Annotated in this window: 18 protein-coding genes; 7 read left to right on the top strand and 11 right to left on the bottom strand. The window is 73.2% G+C overall.

Annotated elements, in window-relative coordinates; all coding sequences use genetic code 11:
- Positions 1-108: 108 nt before the first annotated feature.
- The gene (locus tag FGE12_RS06910; RefSeq protein WP_153865604.1) at positions 109-1,260 is read right to left on the bottom strand and encodes a TIGR02266 family protein; all 1,152 of its coding nucleotides are present in this window, start codon (positions 1,258-1,260) and stop codon (positions 109-111) included.
- Positions 1,257-1,643: a response regulator gene (locus FGE12_RS06905; protein WP_153865603.1), complete on the bottom strand. Its 387-nt coding sequence runs from the start codon at positions 1,641-1,643 to the stop codon at positions 1,257-1,259. The genes FGE12_RS06910 and FGE12_RS06905 overlap by 4 nt, the downstream gene beginning before the upstream one ends.
- A 62-nt stretch (positions 1,644-1,705) precedes the next feature.
- On the opposite strand from FGE12_RS06905, the gene FGE12_RS06900 reads away from it, so the two are divergent.
- Entirely contained in the window at positions 1,706-3,106 is a 1,401-nt protein-coding gene (locus tag FGE12_RS06900) for a M20/M25/M40 family metallo-hydrolase (RefSeq protein WP_153865602.1), read from the top strand.
- A 150-nt stretch (positions 3,107-3,256) separates the two neighbouring features.
- The gene (locus FGE12_RS06895) at positions 3,257-5,263 is read left to right on the top strand and encodes an elongation factor G (RefSeq protein WP_153865601.1); all 2,007 of its coding nucleotides are present in this window, start codon (positions 3,257-3,259) and stop codon (positions 5,261-5,263) included.
- 189 nt (positions 5,264-5,452) lie between these two features.
- Here the strand turns inward: FGE12_RS06895 and pip are convergent, their stop codons facing one another.
- On the bottom strand, positions 5,453-6,415 hold the full coding sequence (pip, locus tag FGE12_RS06890) for a prolyl aminopeptidase (RefSeq protein ID WP_370458902.1): 963 nt from the start codon (positions 6,413-6,415) through the stop codon (positions 5,453-5,455).
- A 231-nt stretch (positions 6,416-6,646) separates the two neighbouring features.
- Between pip and FGE12_RS06885 the strand changes: the two genes are divergently transcribed.
- Entirely contained in the window at positions 6,647-8,878 is a 2,232-nt protein-coding gene (locus FGE12_RS06885) for a bifunctional salicylyl-CoA 5-hydroxylase/oxidoreductase (RefSeq protein WP_153865599.1), read from the top strand.
- Here the strand turns inward: FGE12_RS06885 and FGE12_RS06880 are convergent.
- The 3 genes from FGE12_RS06880 to FGE12_RS06870 form a co-directional block, all read right to left on the bottom strand.
- A complete protein-coding gene (locus FGE12_RS06880) occupies positions 8,875-9,213 on the bottom strand; it encodes a hypothetical protein (protein ID WP_153865598.1) in 339 nt (112 codons plus the stop codon). The two genes, FGE12_RS06885 and FGE12_RS06880, sit on opposite strands and share 4 nt — an antisense overlap.
- Complete coding sequence (locus tag FGE12_RS06875) at positions 9,210-9,629, bottom strand: response regulator (RefSeq protein ID WP_153865597.1); 420 nt, start codon at positions 9,627-9,629, stop codon at positions 9,210-9,212. The genes FGE12_RS06880 and FGE12_RS06875 overlap by 4 nt, the downstream gene beginning before the upstream one ends.
- A gap of 95 nt (positions 9,630-9,724) precedes the next feature.
- On the bottom strand, positions 9,725-11,545 hold the full coding sequence (locus tag FGE12_RS06870) for a M3 family metallopeptidase (RefSeq protein ID WP_153865596.1): 1,821 nt from the start codon (positions 11,543-11,545) through the stop codon (positions 9,725-9,727).
- A 220-nt stretch (positions 11,546-11,765) separates the two neighbouring features.
- Between FGE12_RS06870 and eis the strand changes: the two genes are divergently transcribed.
- The gene (gene eis, locus FGE12_RS06865) at positions 11,766-12,950 is read left to right on the top strand and encodes a GNAT family N-acetyltransferase (protein ID WP_194797666.1); all 1,185 of its coding nucleotides are present in this window, start codon (positions 11,766-11,768) and stop codon (positions 12,948-12,950) included.
- 7 nt (positions 12,951-12,957) lie between these two features.
- Here eis and FGE12_RS06860 read toward each other — a convergent pair whose 3' ends face one another.
- Entirely contained in the window at positions 12,958-13,329 is a 372-nt protein-coding gene (locus FGE12_RS06860) for a low affinity iron permease family protein (protein WP_153865595.1), read from the bottom strand.
- A 189-nt stretch (positions 13,330-13,518) separates the two neighbouring features.
- On the opposite strand from FGE12_RS06860, the gene FGE12_RS06855 reads away from it, so the two are divergent.
- On the top strand, positions 13,519-13,701 hold the full coding sequence (locus tag FGE12_RS06855) for a hypothetical protein (RefSeq protein WP_153865594.1): 183 nt from the start codon (positions 13,519-13,521) through the stop codon (positions 13,699-13,701).
- Positions 13,702-13,707: 6 nt separating this feature from the next.
- On the opposite strand, the gene FGE12_RS06850 is transcribed toward FGE12_RS06855, so the two are convergent.
- The 4 genes from FGE12_RS06850 to FGE12_RS06835 form a co-directional block, all read right to left on the bottom strand.
- Positions 13,708-14,517: a MetQ/NlpA family ABC transporter substrate-binding protein gene (locus FGE12_RS06850; RefSeq protein WP_153865593.1), complete on the bottom strand. Its 810-nt coding sequence runs from the start codon at positions 14,515-14,517 to the stop codon at positions 13,708-13,710.
- 28 nt (positions 14,518-14,545) lie between these two features.
- Positions 14,546-15,226: a methionine ABC transporter permease gene (locus tag FGE12_RS06845; RefSeq protein ID WP_153865592.1), complete on the bottom strand. Its 681-nt coding sequence runs from the start codon at positions 15,224-15,226 to the stop codon at positions 14,546-14,548.
- Positions 15,223-16,227, bottom strand: a complete 1,005-nt coding sequence (locus FGE12_RS06840) for an ATP-binding cassette domain-containing protein (RefSeq protein ID WP_194797665.1) — start codon at positions 16,225-16,227, stop codon at positions 15,223-15,225. Before FGE12_RS06840 ends, FGE12_RS06845 begins: the two co-directional genes overlap by 4 nt.
- Before the next feature lie 207 nt (positions 16,228-16,434).
- Positions 16,435-17,601, bottom strand: a complete 1,167-nt coding sequence (locus tag FGE12_RS06835) for a small ribosomal subunit Rsm22 family protein (protein ID WP_153865591.1) — start codon at positions 17,599-17,601, stop codon at positions 16,435-16,437.
- Positions 17,602-17,666: 65 nt separating this feature from the next.
- On the opposite strand from FGE12_RS06835, the gene FGE12_RS06830 reads away from it, so the two are divergent.
- Positions 17,667-18,683, top strand: coding sequence for an ATP-binding cassette domain-containing protein (locus FGE12_RS06830; RefSeq protein ID WP_153865590.1), 1,017 nt, complete (start codon positions 17,667-17,669; stop codon positions 18,681-18,683).
- Complete coding sequence (locus FGE12_RS06825; protein ID WP_153865589.1) at positions 18,680-19,483, top strand: ABC-2 family transporter protein; 804 nt, start codon at positions 18,680-18,682, stop codon at positions 19,481-19,483. Before FGE12_RS06830 ends, FGE12_RS06825 begins: the two co-directional genes overlap by 4 nt.
- The last annotated feature ends 1 nt before the right edge of the window (position 19,484 follow it).

The raw sequence follows: 19,484 nt of genomic DNA, 5'->3' as shown, positions 1-19,484 counted from the left end.
AGCGTACGCCTCACCGACTCACCTGCCGTTCCGCTGTTTCTTAGTACCCGGGTGCGATGCCGGCGCGAGCAAGTCCCCGCGCCGCCGCGCCCGCCGAGAGTGCCCGCCCTACTTCTTTTCCTGGTCCTGGTCCTTGCGGTGCTTTCGCACGAACTCCTCCAGGACCTTGCGCTCCGCGGCACGCGCGTCGAGGCGCACCCCGTAGCCGCGCGGCTGCCGGCCGTCCTCCAGGGTGTGCTCCCAGACCACGGTGCCCAGGAGCTCCATCTTCCCGGGCGGCTCCTCGAAGTGCAGCGTCACGTTGAGCTTCGTGCCGAGGCGCAGCGGCGTGGGCGTGGCAATGAAGATCCCGCCAGAGGAGATGTTGACCACGCGGTGGTCCGTGAAGATGCCCACGCTCTGGGTGGTGCAGCGGATGTCCGCGTGCAGCCGCTCCTCGCCGCGGCGCTGCAGGCCCACGAACTCGCTCGCGTCGTAGGTGAAGGGCGCGGGTGCTGCGGGCGCGCGGGGTGCTGGGGTGGGCGTGGACCGCGGCGGCGGGGTCGCGCCGCGCGCTGCCGCGCCGGCTGGCGCCGCGGCCCGGGGCACCGTCGGCAGCGAGCCCGGGACGGGCGTCGCGCCCGGAGGCCGCGGCACGGTCGGGAGCGAGCCTGGGACGGGCGTAGAGCCAGGGGGGCGCGAAACCGTCGGCAGCGAGCCCGGGACCGGCGTCAACGAAGGGCGGGACACCGTCGGCAGCGAGCCCGGGACGGGCGTCAACGAAGGGCGCGACGCCGGCGGCATGGCCTGGGGCGCCCCGCCCGCGCGCTGCTCGGCCTCGCGCATGCGGCGCGAGAGCAGGTCGAACATCTCGGCGTTCGCGCTGCGCAGCTCGGCGTGCGCATCCGGGGGAAGGCGGTCCGGCTGGTAGCGCTTGGCGAGGCGGAAGAAGGCGCCGCGCAGCTCGTCGAGGCTCGCGCCCGGCTTCACGCCGAAGGTGTCGTACGCGTTCGCATCTCGCAGGGCGCGCAGCTGCGTGCGCACGCGCTCGGCCTGGGCGAGCTCGAAGGCGGCATTGGGCTTGGGCGCCTGCACCAGGTCGCGCACCTCGGCGAACTCGGGCAAGGGCTCCCAGGCGCTGCCGTCTCGCGAGGCGCGCGAGGCGCCCTTGAGCCGCCCGCTCGCCACCAGGTCGCGCAGTGCCTGCAGGCTCAGGGGGCCGAGCACGCGGCCCGAGCTGTCTCCGATCCAGTAGCCCTGCGGCTTCCCGATGCCGCTCATCCCGCGAGTGCCTCGCGCACGGCCGCGGCGATCTCGAGCGGGTGGAAGGGCTTGGCGATGAAGCCCGCGGCGCCTGCCTGCAGCGCCTGCTCGATGACCGGCTCGGCATCCATGCTGCTGATGACCACGACGCGCGTCTCGGGCACCGCGGCGCGCAGCATCCCGAGCGCCTGCAGCCCGCTCATGCGCGGCATGAAGAGGTCCAGGAGCACGACCTGCGGGCGCTCGCGCGTGGCCACCGCGACCCCCTCCTCGCCGTCCGCCGCCTCGAGCACGCGCAGCTCGAGGCCGCTCGCGCTCAGCGCGTCCTCCAGGAGCCTACGGACGAAGAGATCGTCATCCACGATGAGGACGCAGGGCGGTGTCGAGTCGGAGCTGTTCATCTGCCGCCGATTGTAGCCATGGCCCGCGCCCGCAGGCGTCGGGGCTGATGTATGGAAACGCCATGACCACTGGGCCCACCGACAAAGCGCTCACACATTTCGCCTCCCAGAAGAATTCTTACCTCGAGGACCTGAAGGCGCTGGTGCGCATCCCCAGCGTGTCCTTCCCGGGCTTCGACCCGGCGCGCGTGCGCGAGAGCGCCGAGGCCACCGCGGCGCTGCTGCGCAAGCGCGGCTTCCAGAACGTGCAGCTGCTGGAGACGGGGGATGCGCACCCCTACGTGTACGGCGAGGTTCTCTCGGCGCCGGGCAAGCCCACGCTGCTGCTCTACGCGCACCACGACGTGCAGCCCGCCGGGGACGCCTCCGCGTGGAAGAGCGACCCCTTCGAGCCCACCGAGCGCGACGGCCGCCTGTACGGCCGCGGCTCGGCGGACGACAAGGCGGGCATCGTGGTGCACACCAGCGCGGTGGACGCCTGGCTCAAGGGCGCAGGCCAGCTCCCGCTCAACGTGAAGGTGCTCATCGAGGGCGAGGAGGAGATCGGCAGCACGCACCTCACCGCCTTCCTGCAGCAGCACCGCAAGCTGCTGAGCGCGGATGCCATCGTGCTCACCGACACCACGAACTTCGACACGGGCCTGCCCTCCATCACCACCTCCTTGCGCGGGCTCGTCACGGTGGACGTGGAGGTGCGCGCGCTGAAGCAGAGCGTGCACTCGGGCATGTGGGGCGGGCCCATCCCGGACCCGGTGATGGGGCTCGCGAAGATGCTCGCGGGGCTCACCCACCCGGACGGCACCATCGCCATTCCCGGCATCCTGGAGAAGGTGAAGCCGCTCACCGCGGACGAGCGCAAGAGCATCCAGGCGCTGCCCGGGGACGAGGCGCACTTCCGCAGCCAGGTGGGGCTCTTGCCCGGCGTGGAGCTGATGGGCGGCGGGCGCCACCCGTGGGAGACGAACTGGCGCCAGCCCTCGCTCGCGGTCAACGCCATCCAGGCGAGCAGCCGCAAGGACGCGCGCAACATCATCTGCGAGAGCGCCTGGGCGCGCGTGGGCATCCGCCTGGTGCCGGACCTGGACCCGGCGGACGTGCAGCGCCGGCTCGTCGCGCACCTCAAGGCGAGCGCGCCCTGGGGGCTCGAGGTGCACGTCGAGGAGGACCAGGCGGCGGGCTGGTGGTACACGGACTCGAGCCACCCGGCCTTCCAGGCGGCCTTCCGCGCCCTGAAGAAGGGCTACGGGCGGGACGCGGTGGCCATGGGCAGCGGCGGCTCCATCCCCTTCGTGGAGCCCTTCGCGCGCGAGCTGGGCGGCGTGCCCGCGCTGCTCATCGGCGTGGAGGACCCCTACACCAACGCGCACTCGGAGAACGAGAGCCTGCACCTGGGCGACTGGGAGAAGAGCATCCAGAGCGCCATCCACATCTACGAGGAGCTGGCGGCGGCGCTCGCGAAGTGACGCCGGGCTCGTCCTGAAGGGCTCGTACCGAAGGGCTCGTCCTGAAGGGAGGGACGAGCAGGAGAGGGGGCGCCATCCGAGCGAGGCTGCACGGCCTCTTCTCGCGCGCGCGGGCGCGCCCCACCTTCCCGGGAGCCGGGGAGGCCGTCCATGAACCATCCCGCTTCGCCGAGAGTCGTGGCCCTCGTCGGGCCGCAGGGCGTAGGCAAGACGACGCTGCTGGGAGCGCTGCTGCGCGCCACGGGGGGCGACGGTGGGCGCCCATCCGGAGGCGCGGGCAACGGCCACGGCGCAGGCCCCCCGCGCGAGATGACCCTCGGGCTCTCCGCGGTGGGGCTGCAGGACCACGGGGAGAGCTGGACGCTCTTGGACTGCCCGGGCGCGCCCGAGCTCGCGCTGGAGGCGCGCCACGCGCTGTGCGTGTGCGACGCGGCCCTGGTGGTGTGCGACGCGCAAGTGGAGCGCGCCGCGGCGCTCGCGCCGCTGCTCTCCTTCCTCGACGCGCGCCGCATCCCGCACCTGCTCTTCCTCAACGTGCTGGACGACGAGGACGCCTCCCTGCCCGAGCTCTTCGATGCCCTGCAGGGCGCGAGCTCCCGGCCCCTGGTGATGCGCGAGCTCGCGCTGCGCGACGGCGGGCGGCTGGTGGGCGTGGTGGACCTGGTGAGCGAGCGCGCCTGGGGCGCCGAGCCCGAGGGGCGCGCGGTGCCGCTGCAGCTCCCGGAGGCGGAGCGGCCGCGCGAGGAGGTGGCGCGCAGGCAGCTGCTCGAGCGGCTCGCGGACCTGGACGACGCCCTGCTGGAGCAGCTGCTCGAGGACAAGGTGCCCGAGGCCGGTGCCCTCTACGGCGAGCTCGAGCACGCGCTGCGCGAGGACAGGCTGGTGCCGGTGTTCCTCGGCTCCGCGGCGCGCGGGGTCGGCCTGCAGCGGCTGCTCAAGGGCTTGCGCCACGAGGTGCCGGGTGTGGAGAAGACCCGCGAGCGGCTGGGGCTGGGCGGTGCGGAGGGTGGCGTGCTGGTGCAGGCCTTCAAGACGCAGCACCTGGCGCACGTGGGCAAGCACTCGCTGGTGCGGGTGTGGCGCGGCGAGGTCTCGGATGGCGACACGCTCGCCGGCAGCCGCATCAACGGCCTGCACCGGCCGCCCGGCACGCGCGGGAGTGGCGCCGCGCGCGCGGGCGAGGTGGTGACGCTGGGGCGCGTGGAGGCGCTGCACACCGGGGAGCTCGCGGACCTCGAGGGCGTGCGGCGCGCCGAGGGCTGGCCCTTGCCGGCTCCGCCCATGCACGTGGTGGCGATCACGGCGGAGCGGCGCAGCGACGACGTGAAGCTCACGGCGGCGCTCGGGAGGCTCGTGGAGGAGGACCCGGCGCTCGTCGTGGACCAGGAGGCGGACTCGCAGATGCTCCTGCTCGGAGGCCAGGGCGAGGTGCACCTGCGCGAGGCGCTCGAGCGGCTGCGCACGCACCTGCGGCTGCCGGTGGCCACGCGCCCGCCGCCGGTGCCCTACCGCGAGACGCTGCGGCGCCAGGGCACGCACCACGCGCGCCACAAGCGCCAGTCGGGCGGGCACGGCCAGTTCGGCGACGTGGTGGTGAGCGTGGCGCCGCGCGCGCGGGGCGAGGGCTTCGAGTTCCGCTCCGCCATCGTGGGCGGCGTGGTGCCCAAGCAGTACGTGCCGGCGATCGAGGAGGGCGTGAAGGACGGCCTGCGCCGCGGGCCCCTCGGCTTCCCCGTGGTGGACGTGGCCGTCACGCTCACCGGCGGCACCTACCACTCGGTGGACAGCTCGGACCAGGCCTTCCGCACCACGGGGAGGCTCGCGATGGTGGAGATCTTGCCGCGCCTCGAGCCCGTGCTGCTCGAGCCCATCCTCCACGTGGAGATCCAGGTGCCGCGCAGCGCCACGGCCGGCGCGCAGCGCCTGGTGACGGGACGGCGCGGGCAGATACTGGGCCTGGACGTGCACCCGGAGGTTCCCGGCTGGGACGTGCTCGCCGCCTACGTGCCGCAGGCGGAGCTGCCCGGCTTCATCGTGGAGCTGCGCTCGGCGTCCGCGGGCCTGGGCAGCTTCGTCGCGCGGCCGGACCACTACTCGGAGCTCGTGGGCAAGCAGGCCGAGCGCGTGGTGAGCCATCAGCCGACGGCCGGAGCCTAGCCGCTTGCTGCTCGGGCGGGCGCAGGCCGCGCGCCCGCGCCCCTTCGTCCACCGGCGCTGCGCCGCGCGCTCCTCCTGTGGGGAGTGACCGCGCGGAGCCACCTGGCAGCCCACCCGCGCGCGTGCTCGAAGGGTGCCCGGCCGGGGAGGGTCTCCGGCCGGGCACTCACTTTTCGTGGAGCAGGGGCGCTACTTCCCGCGGAAGCGGTCGGTGGCCTCGACGAGCGCCGAGGTGATGCCCGGCTCGTTCGCGCTGTGGCCCGCGTCCGCGATGATCTTGAGGTCTGCCTCGGGCCACGCGCGGTGCAGCGCCCAGGCGCTCTCCATGGGGCACACCACGTCGTAGCGGCCCTGCACGATGACGCCGGGGATGTGGCGCATCTTCGGCACGTCCTCGAGCAGCTGCGTGTCCGAGCGCATGAAGCCGCGGTTCACGAAGTAGTGGCACTCGATGCGGGCGAAGGCGAGGCTGAACTCGTCGCCGCCGGTGCGCGCGATGAGGTCCGCGTTGGGCAGCAGGCAGCTGGTGCTGCCCTCCCACACGCTCCACGCGCGCGCCGCCTCCTGGCGCACCTTGGGGTCCGGCCCGGTGAGGCGCCGGTGGTAGGCGTGCAGCAGGTCGCCGCGCTCGGCCTCGGGAATCGGCGCGAGGTAGCCCTCCCACGCGTCCGGGAAGAGGGCGCTGCAGCCGCGCTGGTAGAACCAGTCGATCTCCTGCTTGCGCAAGAGGAAGATGCCGCGCAGCACCAGCTCCGTCACCCGCTCCGGGTGCTTCTGCGCGTACGCGAGCGCGAGCGTGCTGCCCCAGGAGCCGCCGAACACCTGCCACTTCCCGATGCCCAGGTGCTCGCGCAGCTGCTCGAGGTCCGCCACCAGGTGCCAGGTGGTGTTCTCCTCCAGCTCCGCGTGCGGGGTGCTCTGCCCGCAGCCGCGCTGGTCCACCAGCACGATGCGGTAGGCCTTCGGGTCGAAGAAGCGGCGGTGCTTGGGCTCGGTGCCGCCGCCGGGACCACCGTGCACGAAGACGACCGGCTTGCCCTGGGGGTTGCCGGACTCCTCGAAGTACAGCTCGTGCAGCGCCGAGACGCGCAGGCGGCCGGTGCGGTAGGGCTCGAGGGGCGGGTAGAGGGTGCGCAGGGGCGCGGGAGTCACGCGGGGAGCCTCCGGGAGAGGGGAAAACGCAAAGGCGCACCGTAGCAGCGCGCCGGAGCGCGCGCCGCTGGAAGCTGCGCGCGCTCGTTCCATCCCAGGCCGACCAGGGAGGCGACGCAGTGCGCTGCACCTTCCCGGCGCCGCGACGAGCGCCGGCGCTGGGAGCCCGGCGCTTTCTCTGGCATGACAGCAGGCAGGCGCGGTGAAGCGGCGGCTCGGCCCGGAGGGCCCATGAAGATCCTGTGCATCGGCGGCGGACCCGCCGGTCTGTACTTCAGCATCCTGATGAAGCGCGCGGACCCGTCCCACGACATCACCGTGCTCGAGCGCAACCCGCCGGAGCAGACCTTCGGCTGGGGCGTGGTGTTCTCCGACGAGACCCTGGGCAACCTGCTCGAGGCAGACCCCGAGACGGGCCGCGCCATCACCGAGACCTTCGCGCACTGGGACGCGATCGACGTGAAGTACAAGGGGGAGACGCTGCGCTCCACCGGGCACGGCTTCTCGGGCATCTCGCGCCGCAGCTTCCTGGGCCTGCTGCAGGCGCGCGCCGCCGAGCTGGGCGTGCGGCTGCGCTTCTCCACCGAGGTGGAGGCCCTGCCGGACCTCGCCGGGTACGATCTCGTGGTGGGCGCGGACGGCGTGCGCAGCCGCGTGCGCGCCGCGTTCCAGGACACCTTCAAGCCGGACCTGGACCTGCGCCGCTGCCGCTACATCTGGCTCGGCACGAAGAAGCGCTTCGACGCCTTCACCTTCGCCTTCGAGGAGACCCCCCACGGCATCTTTCAGGCCCACGCGTACCGCTTCGAGGAGGGGCTGAGCACCTTCATCGTCGAGTGCGACGAGGGCACCTGGCGGCGCGCGGACTTCGACACCAAGCCCCCCGAGGAGGCGGTGAAGGAGCTGGAGCGCGTCTTCGCCCCGCACCTGGACGGCCAGGGGCTGATGATGAACAAGGTGGGGTGGATCCAGTTCGTCACGGTGAAGTGCGAGACCTGGCACGCGGGCAACGTGGTGCTGCTGGGGGATGCGGCGCACACCGCGCACTTCTCCATCGGCTCGGGCACCAAGCTCGCGCTCGAGGACTCCATCGCGCTCGCGGCCGCGCTGAAGGAGCACCCGGGCAGCGTGAGCGAGGCGCTCGTGGCCTACGAGGAGGCGCGCCGCCCGGTGGTGGGGCGCACCCAGAAGGCCGCGCAGGACAGCCTGCTCTGGTTCGAGAACGTGCGCCGCTACTGGCACATGGCCCCGCTGCAGTTCGCCTTCAGCCTGCTCACGCGCAGCTTGCGCATCGGCTGGGAGAACCTGCGCACGCGCGACCCGGCCTTCGTCGCGCGGGTGCAGGGCTGGTTCGCAGGAGGGCAGGAGCCCGCCCCGCCGCCCATGTTCACCCCCTTCCGCCTGCGCGACATGGAGCTGAAGAACCGCGTGGTGGTGAGCCCCATGTGCATGTACTCCGCGACGGACGGCACGGTGGACGAGTTCCACCTCGTGCACCTGGGGGCGCGCGCGCTGGGCGGCGCCGGGCTCATCGTGACGGAGATGACGGACGTGTCCGCGGAGGGCCGCATCACCCCGGGCTGCGCCGGCATGTACTCGGACGCGCACGTGGCGGCATGGAAGCGCGTGGTGGACTTCGTGCACTCGCGCTCCCCCGCCAAGGTGTGCCTGCAGCTGGGCCACGCGGGGCGCAAGGGCAGCACCGAGGTGCCCTGGCGCGGCGACGACGTGCCCCTGCCGCCCGAGCACGGCGGCTGGGAGTGCCTCGCGCCCAGCGCCATCCCCTACGCGCCGCAGCTGCCCGCCCCGCGCGAGATGGACCGCGCGGACATGGAGCGGGTGCGCGAGCAGTTCGCCCAGGCCACCCGGCGCGCGCTCGCCGCGGGCTTCGACATGGTCGAGGTCCACATGGCCCACGGCTACCTGCTCTCCAGCTTCCTCACCCCGCTCGCCAACCGCCGCAGGGATGCGTACGGCGGCTCGCTCGAGAACCGGATGCGCTTCCCGCTCGAGGTGCTCGCGGCGGTGCGCGAGGCCTGGCCCGCTCACAAGCCGCTCTCCGTGCGCATCAGCGCCACCGACTGGGCGCCGGGCGGCCTCGACGGCGACGACGCGGTGGTGCTCTCGCGCGCGCTCAAGGCCGGCGGCGCGGACATCGTGCACGTGTCCACCGGGCAGACGGTGGCGGAGGCGAAGCCCATCTACGGGCGCATGTGGCAGACGCGCTTCGCGGACCAGGTGCGCAACGAGGCGCAGGTGCCCACCATCGCCGTGGGCAACATCACCACCGGCGACCAGGTGAACAGCATCCTCGCCGCGGGCCGCGCGGACCTCGTGGCGCTCGCGCGCCCACACCTCTCGGACCCGAACTGGACCCAGCGCGAGGCGGCGATGCAGGAGTTCGACGCGCACTTCTGGCCGGACCCCTACCTCGCGGCGCGCCCGCGCCGGCGCAAGGCCTAGTCCAGCTCGCCCTCCGGCGCGCCCTCGCTCAGCCCCTCGAGCACCGCGTCCGCCGCGCGGTCCACGTGGTGCCCGGGGGCGAGCACGCGCGCCACCTCCAGCACCTGGTAGAGCTTCTCCACCAGGGTGCGCACCTCGAGCGCCTCGCCGCGCACCGCCTCCTCGGCCAGGTGCAGCGCCAGGTCCACCAGCAGCACGCGGCGCCGGTCCACCCAGCCCTGGGAGAGGGCGGGGCTCGCCCCCTCCGGGTAGGCCTGCTCCACGCGGGCGTGTGCCTCGGCAATCGCCTGGAGCAGCGCGCGGCGGTGCGCGTCCGAGAGGGTGTGCTGGGTCATGGCGCGCTCAGGCGCGCGCGCAGCAGCCCGTGCAGGCGCTCGATGAGCAGCGCGGGGCGCACGGGCTTGACCAGGTAGAGGTCTGCGCCGTGCTCCTCGGTGCGCGGTGCGTGGCCGCTGAGCAGCACGATGCGGCAGTGGGCGAGCGTCGGCTGGGCGCGCACGCGGCGCACCAGCTCGTAGCCGTCCACCCCGCGCATCTCCACGTCCGAGAGGAGGAGGTCCGGCGGCGAGGCGAGCGCCAGCACCAGGCCGCGTGCGCCGTCCTCCGCTACCTCGCAGTCGAAGTCCTGCGAGAGCAGGATGCGCAGCGTCTCGCGCATGGTGAGCGAGTCCTCGACGATGAGGAGGCGGGGCAGGGGGGTGGGGCGGCCCGCAGCGAGGCCCTCCGGCTTCTGGGTCTGGGAAGTCGCCATCGGCCTGCCCTCCGCAACAACAAGGCCCGCAACATCCTCCGGCGACGGAAAAATGGGAATGAGGGAGCTCCCTCAGGCCGTCCTGAATCGGGCGCTCACCGGGTGGGAGCTTCGACGCGCTGCAGCGCCTCGAGCCGGCTGCCGGCCGCCGCGAGCGCCGCCTCCACCAGCTCCGGGGAGTGCAGCTCCACCCCCACGAAGTCGCGCAGGAGCGCCTCCACCGGGCGATCGAAGCCCTGGGCCATCATCGCCACGTAGCCCGGGGCGAAGCGCTTCGGGTCGCGCTCGTAGGCCGCGAAGAGGCGCAGCGCGAGCAGGCCGGCCCAGGTGTAGTTCACGTCGTAGAAGGGGTCCTCGTAGAGGAGCGGGATCTCCATCCAGTGGGCCGCGAGCTCCGCGCGCGCGTCCGGCCACACGGCGTAGCGGGTGAAGCACTCGCGGGTGAGTGCGTCGAGGTCGTCCGCGCTGCGCACGCTTCCTGCCGCAACGCCCTCGTACACGCGCTGCTCCAGCTCGGCCTCCGCCGCGGTGATGAACACCACCGCGAGCCCCTTTCCCTCCAGGAACTGCTCCAGGTAGTAGCGGCGCAGCGCAGGGTCTCCGGCACGGGCGGCGCGCTCGGCGAGGGTCGCCGGCAGGAGCAGCTCGTTGAAGATGGCCGTCGCCTCGAGCAGGAAGTTGGGGCCGCTCGCGTAAAGCGCCGCGGCGGGGCGCGCGGCCATCAGCTGGCGGTGGACCGCGTGCGTGGACTCGTGGGTGAGCACGCGCACGTCGCGGTACTCGCCGTTGAAGCCCGAGGTGTAGAAGACGCTCGTCATTCCCGGGAAGCCCTTGGAGAAGCCGCCGCGCTGGCGGTTCGGCCCCGGGGCGATGTCCAGGCGCCGCTCCTCCGGGTCCAGCAGCCGCGAGAGCTCCGCGCCGTAGCGGGGCCCCAGCGGCGCGAGCACCTCCTGCAGGAGCGCGCGCGTCTCCGGGTAGGTGAAGCGCGGGCGCGCGGAGGCAGCCGTGCGCGCACCCACGTCCCAGGCGTGCGCCGGGTGGCCCAGGGGCTCGGCGCGCAGCCGCTGGTAGCGCGCGTAGAGGTCCGCGCGGGAGGCGAGCTGGGCGAGCAGCGTGCGCACCTGCTCCTCGCTCCAGCCGCGCTGCGCGTACGCCTCCTCGGCCGCGTCCGCGTAGCCGCGCAGCTGGGCGAGCGCGTTGCGCGCCCGCGCGAGGCGCACGAGCGCGAAGGCCAGGGGCTCGCGGCGCTCCTGCAGCGCGGCGTAGTGGCGCGTGAAGGCCTCCTGCCGCGCGCGCTCGTCCGCCGCGTCCGGCTTCAGGGGCGGTACAGGCTGAAGCAGCAGCTCGCGCAGCTCCGCCTGCCAGGTGTCCATCGAGGGCCGCGTCGCCTCCAATACTTTCAGCGCCCCCGCGGGCAGGGGGCGGGTCTCCGCGCGCACGCGGGCGAGGAAGGGCAGGGCGCTGCGCAGCGCGGGGACCTGGGCGGCGAGGCGCTCGGCGCGCGCGGGCGCGAGGCGGGCGAGCTCCTCGCGCACCGCGTCCGTGCGCGCCTCCACCCGCGCCTCCAGGGCGGCGTCCTCCTCGCGCGAGGCCGCATCGCGCGTGTCGGTGGCGGCGCGCAGGGTGAGATAGGCGCTGAGCCGCTCGCTGCGCAGGAGCACGTCCTGCAGCTGCTCGAGCGTGCGCGCGAGCGCGGGCGCGCTCTCCGCGAGGTGGCCCTCGCGCGTGGCGAGGGCGCGCAAGGCAGCGTCCAGCGCGCGCCGCTCGGCCTCCAGCGCCGCGGGAGTCGCGTAGAAGTGCCGCGCGAAGTCGATGCGGTAGCGCTCGGGCCCGCCGGGCAGGGGCTCGAAGGCGGGCTGCGCCACGGCGGCGCTGGCCACGAGGACGACGGCGAGGGCTGCAGCGGGCAGGCGCATCCCCACGCTATAGCGCGTCCCGCCCGCGCCGGGTCAGCCGAGGAACTCCACCTGCAGCCCGCCGAGCTCCGAGCGCGAGAGCTCGAGCGCGACGTGCTGCGCGCGCAGCCGGGGGCCCTTCGTCCACCCGGCCCCACCCCCGGGGGGCAGGCGGCATCACGGCACCCCTTCGCGCCCCGGCATGCCCTAGGCTCGCCCGCCTCTGCCCGGGAGCCTGCGCGTGACCCTGTCCCCCTCCGTCGACTTCGGCCCCCTCGACCGTGACCGGGAGCTGCTTGCGGCCGGGGACGTGGTGGCCCAGTCCTTCGCGCTCGCGCCGGCAGAGGGCCCCGCGTGGCTGGAGAAGTCGGGGCTCTCGCACGTGCGGGTGCTGCGCGAGCGGGGCGAGGTGGCGGCGACGCTGCTCTACGTGCACATGGGGCAGTGGTTCGGCGGGCGGCGCGTGCCGACGACCGGCATCGCCGGGGTGGGCGTCGCGCCGGCGCACCGCGGGCGCGGCGCAGCCACGCGCCTCATGCAGGCGGGCCTGCGCGAGCTGCACGCGCGCGGTGTGCCGCTCGCCACGCTCTACCCCGCGACCCAGCCGCTGTACCGCCGGGTGGGCTTCGAGGTGGCCGGCTCGCGCTTCGAGGTGCGGGTGCCGGGCTCCGCGCTCGCCTTGCGCGAGCGCGCCCTCACGCTGCGCCCCATCGCGCCCGCGGACGCCCTGGCGGTACAGGCGGCCTACCGCCGCCACGCGCAGCTGCGCCCGGGCCTGTTGGATCGCGGCGACTACGTGTGGAACCGCGTGCTGCACCCACGCGGCGAGACGGCGTACGGCTACCTCGTGGAGGACGGGAGCCAGGTGGAGGGCTACCTCTACCTCACGCGCCGGCGCCAGGCGGACCTCACCCAGGAGCTCGCGTTGCCGGACCTGGTGGCCCTCACGCCGCGCGCCGCGCGCAGGCTCCTGAGCTTCCTCGGCGACCACCGCTCGCTCGCGCGCGACGTGGTGTGGCACGCAGGGCCGCAGGACCCGATGCTGCTGCTGCTCGAGGAGCAGAGCCTGCAGGTGAAGCTGGTGTTCCAGTGGATGGTGCGGCTGCTGGACGTGCCGGCGGCGCTGGTGGCGCGCGGCTACCCCGCGGCCGCGCGTGCGAGCCTGCACCTGGAGGTGGAGGACGCGCTGCTGCCGCACAACAGCGGGCGCTTCCTGCTGGAGGTGGAGGACGGTACGGCGCGCGTGCGACCCGGCGGGGAAGGTCGGCTGCGCTTGGATGTGCGCGCGCTCGCGCCGCTCTACACGGGGCACCTCTCGCCCGCGGCGCTGCAGGCCGTGGGCGCGCTCGAGGCGGACGAGGGCTCGCTCGCGCAGGCCACCGCGCTCTTCGCGGGGCCCGCGCCCACCATGACGGACATGTTCTAGGTGCCCGCTAGGGTCCGGCGACCGGACGGCCCCGGCGCACCCGCTCGAACTCCTCCTGCAGCCGATCCAGCTCCGCGTCGCTCAGGCGCTCGAGGTTGATGAGCGCGGGGCGCGCGCCGTCCACCGCGCGCAGGAGCTCGTCCAGCTTCAGGTGCAGCGCGCGCGTGTCCCGGTTCTGCGTGTTCTGCAGCAGGAAGGCCACGAGGAAGGTGAGCTGGGACGCGAGCGTGTTCATCGTCAGCTGCCAGGTGTCCGAGAACCCGAAGAGGGGCCCGCACACCAACCACACGCCCGTGAGCACCACCATCGTGAGAAAGGTCCAGGGCGAGCCCGCGATGAGGGCCGTCCGGTCTGCGAATTGGCGAAAGGCCTGCTTCATGGTCCCAGCGCAGCGCACTGCGGCGCGGGAGGCCAGCGCAGTCCCGCGCGAGTGTTACCGGGGCTGCTCGCAGGCTCGCCCGCCGGGCCCGCCGAGCGCCCGCAGGTGTTCACCGGAGTTTGACAGGGCGTCCATGGACCTGTGGCGCGGTGGGTGCAGGGTGGGTGCGTCCCGCAAAGGAGCCCGCACATGAACGTCGCCCTGCTGGTGAACCACCCACGCTCCCGCCGCCGCCTGCCGCGGCTGCGCGTGCTGCGCGCCCAGGTGAGCCTGCTCACCGTGTCCCCGCTGCGCGCTGCGCGCGACGGGGTGCGCGCGTTCCGGGCGATGACCGAGCTCCTGCTGCGCCCGCAAGTGCCGATGCCGCGCTGACGGGCCTCAGAATGCGGGGGTCACGGCGCCGCCGTAGGTGCGCTCGATGAACTGGCGCACCTCGGGGGACTGCAGGGCCTTGAGCAGCTGCTGCACCTCGGGGCGCTGCGCGTCGCCCTTTCGCACCGCGAGCACGTTCGCGTACGGGTTGCCCTGCGCGGCCTCGCGCGCGAGCACCTTCGCGTCCAGGTGCAGGTTCTTCTGCGCCTCGAGGAAGTAGTTGCCGTTGATGACGGCCGCCGCCACGTCCTCGAGCGTGCGCGGCTGCTGCTCCGCGTCGATCTCGCGCAGCTCGAGCTTGCGCGGGTTGCCCACCACGTCCTGCACGGTGGCGCCCACGCCCACGCCGTCGCGCAGGGTGAGCAGGCCCTGCTCGGCGAGCAGGTGCAGCGCGCGCCCCGCGTTGGTGGGGTCCGCCGGAATCGTGACGCGCGCGCCCTCGGGCAGCTCCTCCAGCTTCGCGTACTTCGTGGAGTAGAGCGCGAGCGGCTCCAGATGCACCGCGCCCACGCTCTGCAGCGCGAGCTTGCGGTCCTGCGCGAAGCGCTCCATGTACGGCACGTGCTGGAAGTAGTTCGCGTCCAGCTGCCCGTCGGTGAGCGCGATATTCGGCTGCACGTAGTCGGTGAACTCCACGATCTCCACGTGCAGGCCCTGCTTCTCCACGAGCTTCGCCGCCTCGCGCAGGATCTCCCCGTGCGGCACGGGGTTCACGCCCACCTTCAGCGTGTGCCCCGCGGCCTCGGGCTTCTTGCAGGCGGAGAGGCCCAGCAGCAGGGTGACGAGGAAGCGGGAGACGAGGCGAGAAGACGTCATCGAAGGTGCTCCGGGAGGGAAGGAAGGATCAGGAGTCGCTGCGCGCGCTGCGGCGGGCGCTGCGGTCGAAGCGGGAGGCGAGCCCGTCACCGACGAGCTGCACCCCCTGCACCAGCACCAGCAGCACCACGAGGCAGCCGAGCATCACGTCGGTGCGAAAGCGCATGTAGCCGTACTTCACCGCGAGGTCGCCGAGGCCTCCGCCTCCGACCGCGCCCGCCATGGCGCTGTAGCCCAGCAGGCTGATCACCATCAGCGCGACGCCGCGGATGAGCGAGGGCAGGGCCTCCGGGATGAGCACGCGCAGGATGACCTGGCGGTGCGTGGAGCCCATCGCCACCGCGGCCTCCACCTTGCCGTGCTCCACCTCGCGCAGGCTCTGCTCCACGATGCGCCCCATGAAGGGAATCGCCGCCACCACCAGCGGCACGATCGCCGCCGTGGTGCCGATGGTGGTGCCCACCAGCAGGCGCGTGAGCGGGACGATCGCCACCATCAGGATGATGAAGGGCACCGAGCGCCCCACGTTCACCGCCGTGCCCAGCGCGCGCGCGAGCGCCGGGCGCTCCCACAGGCCGCCGCGGTCCGTCACCACCAGCAGCACGCCGAGCGGCACGCCCAGCAGCAGCACCAGCAGCGCCGCGGCGAGCGTCATGTACAGGGTCTCCCCCGTGGCCACCCACAGGGACTGCAGCAGCTGGGCGTTCATGGGGTGAGCGCCTCCAGAGGCTCTGGAGTCAGGCCCTGCTCGCGCAGGAAGCCGAGCGCCGCGTCCACCGCCTCGGGGGCGCCGTGCAGCTCGAAGAGGAGCCGGCCGATGCGCGCGTCGCCCACGCGCTCGAGCGAGCCCTCCAGCAGGTTCGCGTCCACGCCGTAGCGGCGCGCCATCGTCGTCACCACCGGCTGGGTCGCGCGCTCGCCCACGAAGGACACGCCGACGAGGCGCCCGCCCTCGCGCACCTGCCAGTCGCGCGCGGCGAAGGGCGGGTAGCACAGCTCGTGCAGCCGCGTGCCGGGGCGGCTGATGAGCTCGAGCACCGGGCCCTGCTCCACGGCGCGGCCCCGCTCCAGCACCGCCACCGAGTCACAGATGGCCTTCACCACCTCCATCTGGTGGGTGATGAGCAGCACCGTGACGCCGAGGCGGCGGTTGATGTCGCGCAACAGCTGCAGCACGGAGCGCGTGGTCTCGGGGTCCAGCGCGCTCGTCGCCTCGTCCGAGAGCAGCAGCCGCGGCCCCGCCGCGAGCGCCCGCGCGATGCCCACGCGCTGCTTCTGTCCGCCCGAGATCTGCGCCGGGTAGCTCTGTGCCTTGTCCTGGAGCCCCACCAGCTCGAGCAGCTCGGCCACGCGCGCGCGGATGCGCGCCTTGTCCCAGCCCGCCACCTCCAGCGGGTAGGCCACGTTGCCGGCCACCGTCTGCGAGCCGAAGAGGTTGAAGTGCTGGAAGATCATCCCGATTCCCTGCCGCGCCTCACGCAGCTGGGCCGGGCTGAGCGAGAGCAGGTCGCGCCCCTCCACCCGCACGCTTCCCGCGCTGGGCCGCTCGAGCAGGTTCACACAGCGGATGAGCGTGCTCTTGCCCGCGCCACTCTGGCCGAGCACTCCGAACACCTCACCCGCCCGCACCTGCAGCGAGACCCCCTGCAGGGCAGCCACCTCTCGGCCGTCCTGCCGGTACACCTTGTGGACATCCTGAAGCTCGATCACACGCCACGACCACGCCGGCCTCCACCCGCCCGCAGGCCCGTGCGCTGCTCGGGGAGCCTGTGGTCAACGCGGTCGCAGGGGGAGGCCGGGGAGGCGCTGCGCCGTCGGAATGGGAGGGGTCAGAGTTGTCGGCCGCGCCGCGCGGAGTCAAAGCGAAGTGGGGGCGGGACTGTGCGCAGCGCTACTGGAGCGCATGAATGGGAGGACTCAGGGCTTGAACGGCGGCACGCCGCGGCCCGCCGGGGCGACGACGCGCACCTCGCTCTTGTCGCTCAGGCCGAGGCCATCCCCCTTGGGCTCGGTCTCGGTGACGGAGATGACGTCGCCGCGCTGCAGCTTGAAGAAAGGGGCGTTCTGCTCGTTCTTGTGCCGCTCCTGCAGCGCGAGCCCCACGCGGCCTTCCGGGCCGCAGCCCATGTAGCGCTGGCGCCCCTTGCCCTCGAGCGACTCGGACACGATGCGAAAGAGCCGCCCGGAGGGAGGCTCCGCCCACGCCTCGCCCTTCGGCGCGAGGACGAGGTAGCTCATCTTGAGGCTCTCCTTGTGCAGGCTCGCCGCGCGCGCGAGCTCCTCCACCACCCGCGGCATCGGCCAGGCGCGCTCCGCGTGGCACCAGTCCGTCTCCTTCACCAGCGCCTGGCAGGGGCCGCGGAACATGCAGGGGGCGCGCACCGCGTAGCCCTTGGCCACGAGCACGTCGCGCACCTTGAGCAGGCCGCGGCTCGTCTCGCGCAGCGCGGGCTCGAGGATGAGCAGGCTGCCGCCCTTCTTCACCCGCTCCAGCACGCTCTCGAGCAGCGCGGCGCGCGGGTTCGTGGCGCCGTCCCCCGTGCCGTACAGCTCGTTGAGCACGTGGCCCAGGGTGATGAGGTCGAACTGGCCCTCGGGCAGCGGGCTCTTCTTGAGCGGGTCCCAGTCGCGCGTGGCCAGCGCCTCGCCCGCCTCCAGCGCGAGGGCGCGCGCGAGCGTGAGCGCGGGCTTGCTGCGGTCCGCCGCCGTCACCTCGGAGGCGCCCGCGTCCATCGCCGCAAAGGCGAGGGGTCCGGGGCCGCTGCCCAGGTCCAGCACGCTGCGGGGGCGGCTGGGCAGCTCCCCCAGGGCCTGGCGCGCCTGGGCATAGGAGACGGGCCAGTAGAAGAGCAGGTAGGCGCCCAGGAGCTTCGGGTCGTCCATGTAGCGGGCGCCGGCGAGCTGGCGCTCGCGGGTGAGCCCCATGGACAGCTGCTTCACCCCGGCCGCCACCTCCCGCACCTCCTGGGGGGTGAGGCGGGTCTCGGGGAGCTCGGCCGAGCCCTTCTGCTTGCGCTGCGCGCGCCACACGGCGATCAGCCGGGGCATCCAGCGCTCGAGGTCTCTGGCGTACGCGTCACTCATCCGTCAATCGCTCACGAAACTGGGGTCGCCCGGAGGGGCCGACCGCGTTAAACCCACGCACGCTCATGATCTCCGTCAAAGGCCTGCGCAAGCACTATCAGGTCCACAAGCGCCCGCCTGGCCTCAAGGCGGCCCTGCGCTCGTTGGTCCACCGCGACTACACCACCGTCAAGGCGGTGGATGGCATCAGCTTCGACATCCGCCCCGGCGAGCGGGTGGGCTTCCTGGGGCCCAACGGCGCCGGGAAGACCACCACGCTCAAGGTGCTCTCGGGGCTCCTGCACCCCTCGGAGGGCGAGGTGCGGGTGGACGGCCACGTGCCGCGCCACCGCGAAGACGCCTTCCTCAAGAAGATCATGCTGGTGATGGGCCAGAAGCAGCAGCTGCTCTGGGACCTGCCCCCCAGCGAGACCTTCGAGCTCAACCGCGCCATCTACGACGTGCCCATGGCGCAGTACCGGCGCACGGTGGACGAGCTGGTGGGGCTGCTCGAGCTGGGAGACCTCATCGGCAAGCCCACCCGCCAGCTCAGCCTCGGCGAGCGCATGAAGTGCGAGCTCGCGGCGGCCCTCATCCACCGCCCCAAGGTGCTCTTCCTGGACGAGCCCACCATCGGCCTGGACGTGAGCATGCAGGTGACGATGCGCCGCTTCATCAAGGCCTACAACGAGAGCACCGGCGCGACGCTCATCCTCACCAGCCACTACATGGACGACGTGGCGGCGCTGTGCCCGCGGGTGGTCGTCATCGACAAGGGGCAGCTCTCCTACGATGGCGGCCTGGAGGCGCTCGCCCAGCGCGTGCGGCCGGAGAAGCGGGTGGTGCTGCGGCTCGAGCGCGAGGTGGACGCGGCCGCGCTCGCGCCCCTGGGCAAGGTGGTGACGCACGAGGCCGGCATGGCGGTGCTGCAGGTGTCCCAGGAGGCGGTGAACGCCACCGTGGCGCGCGCCCTGGGGCAGCTGCCGGTGCTGGACCTCACCGTGGAGAACGCCCCGCTCGAGGAGGTGATGAGCGAGCTGTTCTCCCAGAACCGCGCGGCCCGGCTCGCAGCGCCGGCGGAGTCCTCGGCGGAGGTGGCATGAGCGTGCGCAGCACGGTGCGTGCCTTCCCGACGATGCTGCGCATCGGCTTCAGCGAGGCGGTGGCCTACCGCGCCGAGCTCTTCATCTGGGTGCTCAGCACCACCATGCCCTTCGTGATGATGGCGCTGTGGACGGAGGTGGCGCGGGTGAGCCCGGTGGGGCGCTTCGGCGGCAAGGACTTCGTGGGCTACTTCCTCGCCACCTTCGTGGTGCGCCAGCTCACCGGCGCCTGGGCCGCGTGGCAGATGAACTTCGAGGTGCGCCAGGGCACGCTCGCGATGCGCCTCCTGCGCCCGGTGAGCCCGCTGTGGGCCTACGCGGCGGAGAACCTGGCGGCGGTGCCGCTGCGGCTCATCGTGGCGGTGCCGGTGCTGCTCTTCAGCGTCTTCGCGGTGGGGGGCAGGGCGGTGCCCGCGCACGCGTGGGGCTGGGGGCTCTTCCTCGTGGCGCTGCTGGGCGGCTGGCTCATCACCTTCTTCGCCAACGTGGCCATCGGCACGCTCGCGCTCTACATGGAGAGCAGCACCAAGGTGATGGACGTGTGGCTCGCGCTCTTCTTCGTGCTCTCGGGCTACCTCTACCCGCTGGAGGTGTTCCCCACGCCGCTGCGGGTGCTCGCGGACTGGCTGCCCTTCCGCTACCAGATCGGGCTCCCGGTGGAGCTGCTCACCGGGGCGCACGGGTTCGGCGAGTCGGCGGCGCTGCTCGCGCGGCAGTGGCTGTGGGTGGCGCTGATGGCGGGGCTGTGCACAGTGCTGTGGCGCCGCGGGCTCAAGCGCTTCGCGGCGTACGGGGGTTAGA

Origin of the sequence: Aggregicoccus sp. 17bor-14, assembly GCF_009659535.1 — a bacterium.
Lineage (GTDB): Bacteria > Myxococcota > Myxococcia > Myxococcales > Myxococcaceae > Aggregicoccus.
This window is presented reverse-complemented; position numbering and strand designations above follow the sequence as displayed.

Excerpts from the sequence above, each read along its gene's own strand:
- FGE12_RS06910 (WP_153865604.1), bottom strand. The coding sequence starts at position 1,260 with ATGAGCGGCATCGGGAAGCCGCAGGGCTACTGGATCGGAGACAGCTCG.
- FGE12_RS06905 (WP_153865603.1), bottom strand. The coding sequence starts at position 1,643 with ATGAACAGCTCCGACTCGACACCGCCCTGCGTCCTCATCGTGGATGAC.
- FGE12_RS06900 (WP_153865602.1), top strand. The coding sequence starts at position 1,706 with ATGACCACTGGGCCCACCGACAAAGCGCTCACACATTTCGCCTCCCAG.
- FGE12_RS06895 (WP_153865601.1), top strand. The coding sequence starts at position 3,257 with ATGAACCATCCCGCTTCGCCGAGAGTCGTGGCCCTCGTCGGGCCGCAG.
- FGE12_RS06885 (WP_153865599.1), top strand. The coding sequence starts at position 6,647 with ATGAAGATCCTGTGCATCGGCGGCGGACCCGCCGGTCTGTACTTCAGC.
- FGE12_RS06880 (WP_153865598.1), bottom strand. The coding sequence starts at position 9,213 with ATGACCCAGCACACCCTCTCGGACGCGCACCGCCGCGCGCTGCTCCAG.
- FGE12_RS06875 (WP_153865597.1), bottom strand. The coding sequence starts at position 9,629 with ATGGCGACTTCCCAGACCCAGAAGCCGGAGGGCCTCGCTGCGGGCCGC.
- FGE12_RS06870 (WP_153865596.1), bottom strand. The coding sequence starts at position 11,545 with ATGCGCCTGCCCGCTGCAGCCCTCGCCGTCGTCCTCGTGGCCAGCGCC.
- FGE12_RS06860 (WP_153865595.1), bottom strand. The coding sequence starts at position 13,329 with ATGAAGCAGGCCTTTCGCCAATTCGCAGACCGGACGGCCCTCATCGCG.
- FGE12_RS06855 (WP_153865594.1), top strand. The coding sequence starts at position 13,519 with ATGAACGTCGCCCTGCTGGTGAACCACCCACGCTCCCGCCGCCGCCTG.
- FGE12_RS06850 (WP_153865593.1), bottom strand. The coding sequence starts at position 14,517 with ATGACGTCTTCTCGCCTCGTCTCCCGCTTCCTCGTCACCCTGCTGCTG.
- FGE12_RS06845 (WP_153865592.1), bottom strand. The coding sequence starts at position 15,226 with ATGAACGCCCAGCTGCTGCAGTCCCTGTGGGTGGCCACGGGGGAGACC.
- FGE12_RS06835 (WP_153865591.1), bottom strand. The coding sequence starts at position 17,601 with ATGAGTGACGCGTACGCCAGAGACCTCGAGCGCTGGATGCCCCGGCTG.
- FGE12_RS06830 (WP_153865590.1), top strand. The coding sequence starts at position 17,667 with ATGATCTCCGTCAAAGGCCTGCGCAAGCACTATCAGGTCCACAAGCGC.
- FGE12_RS06825 (WP_153865589.1), top strand. The coding sequence starts at position 18,680 with ATGAGCGTGCGCAGCACGGTGCGTGCCTTCCCGACGATGCTGCGCATC.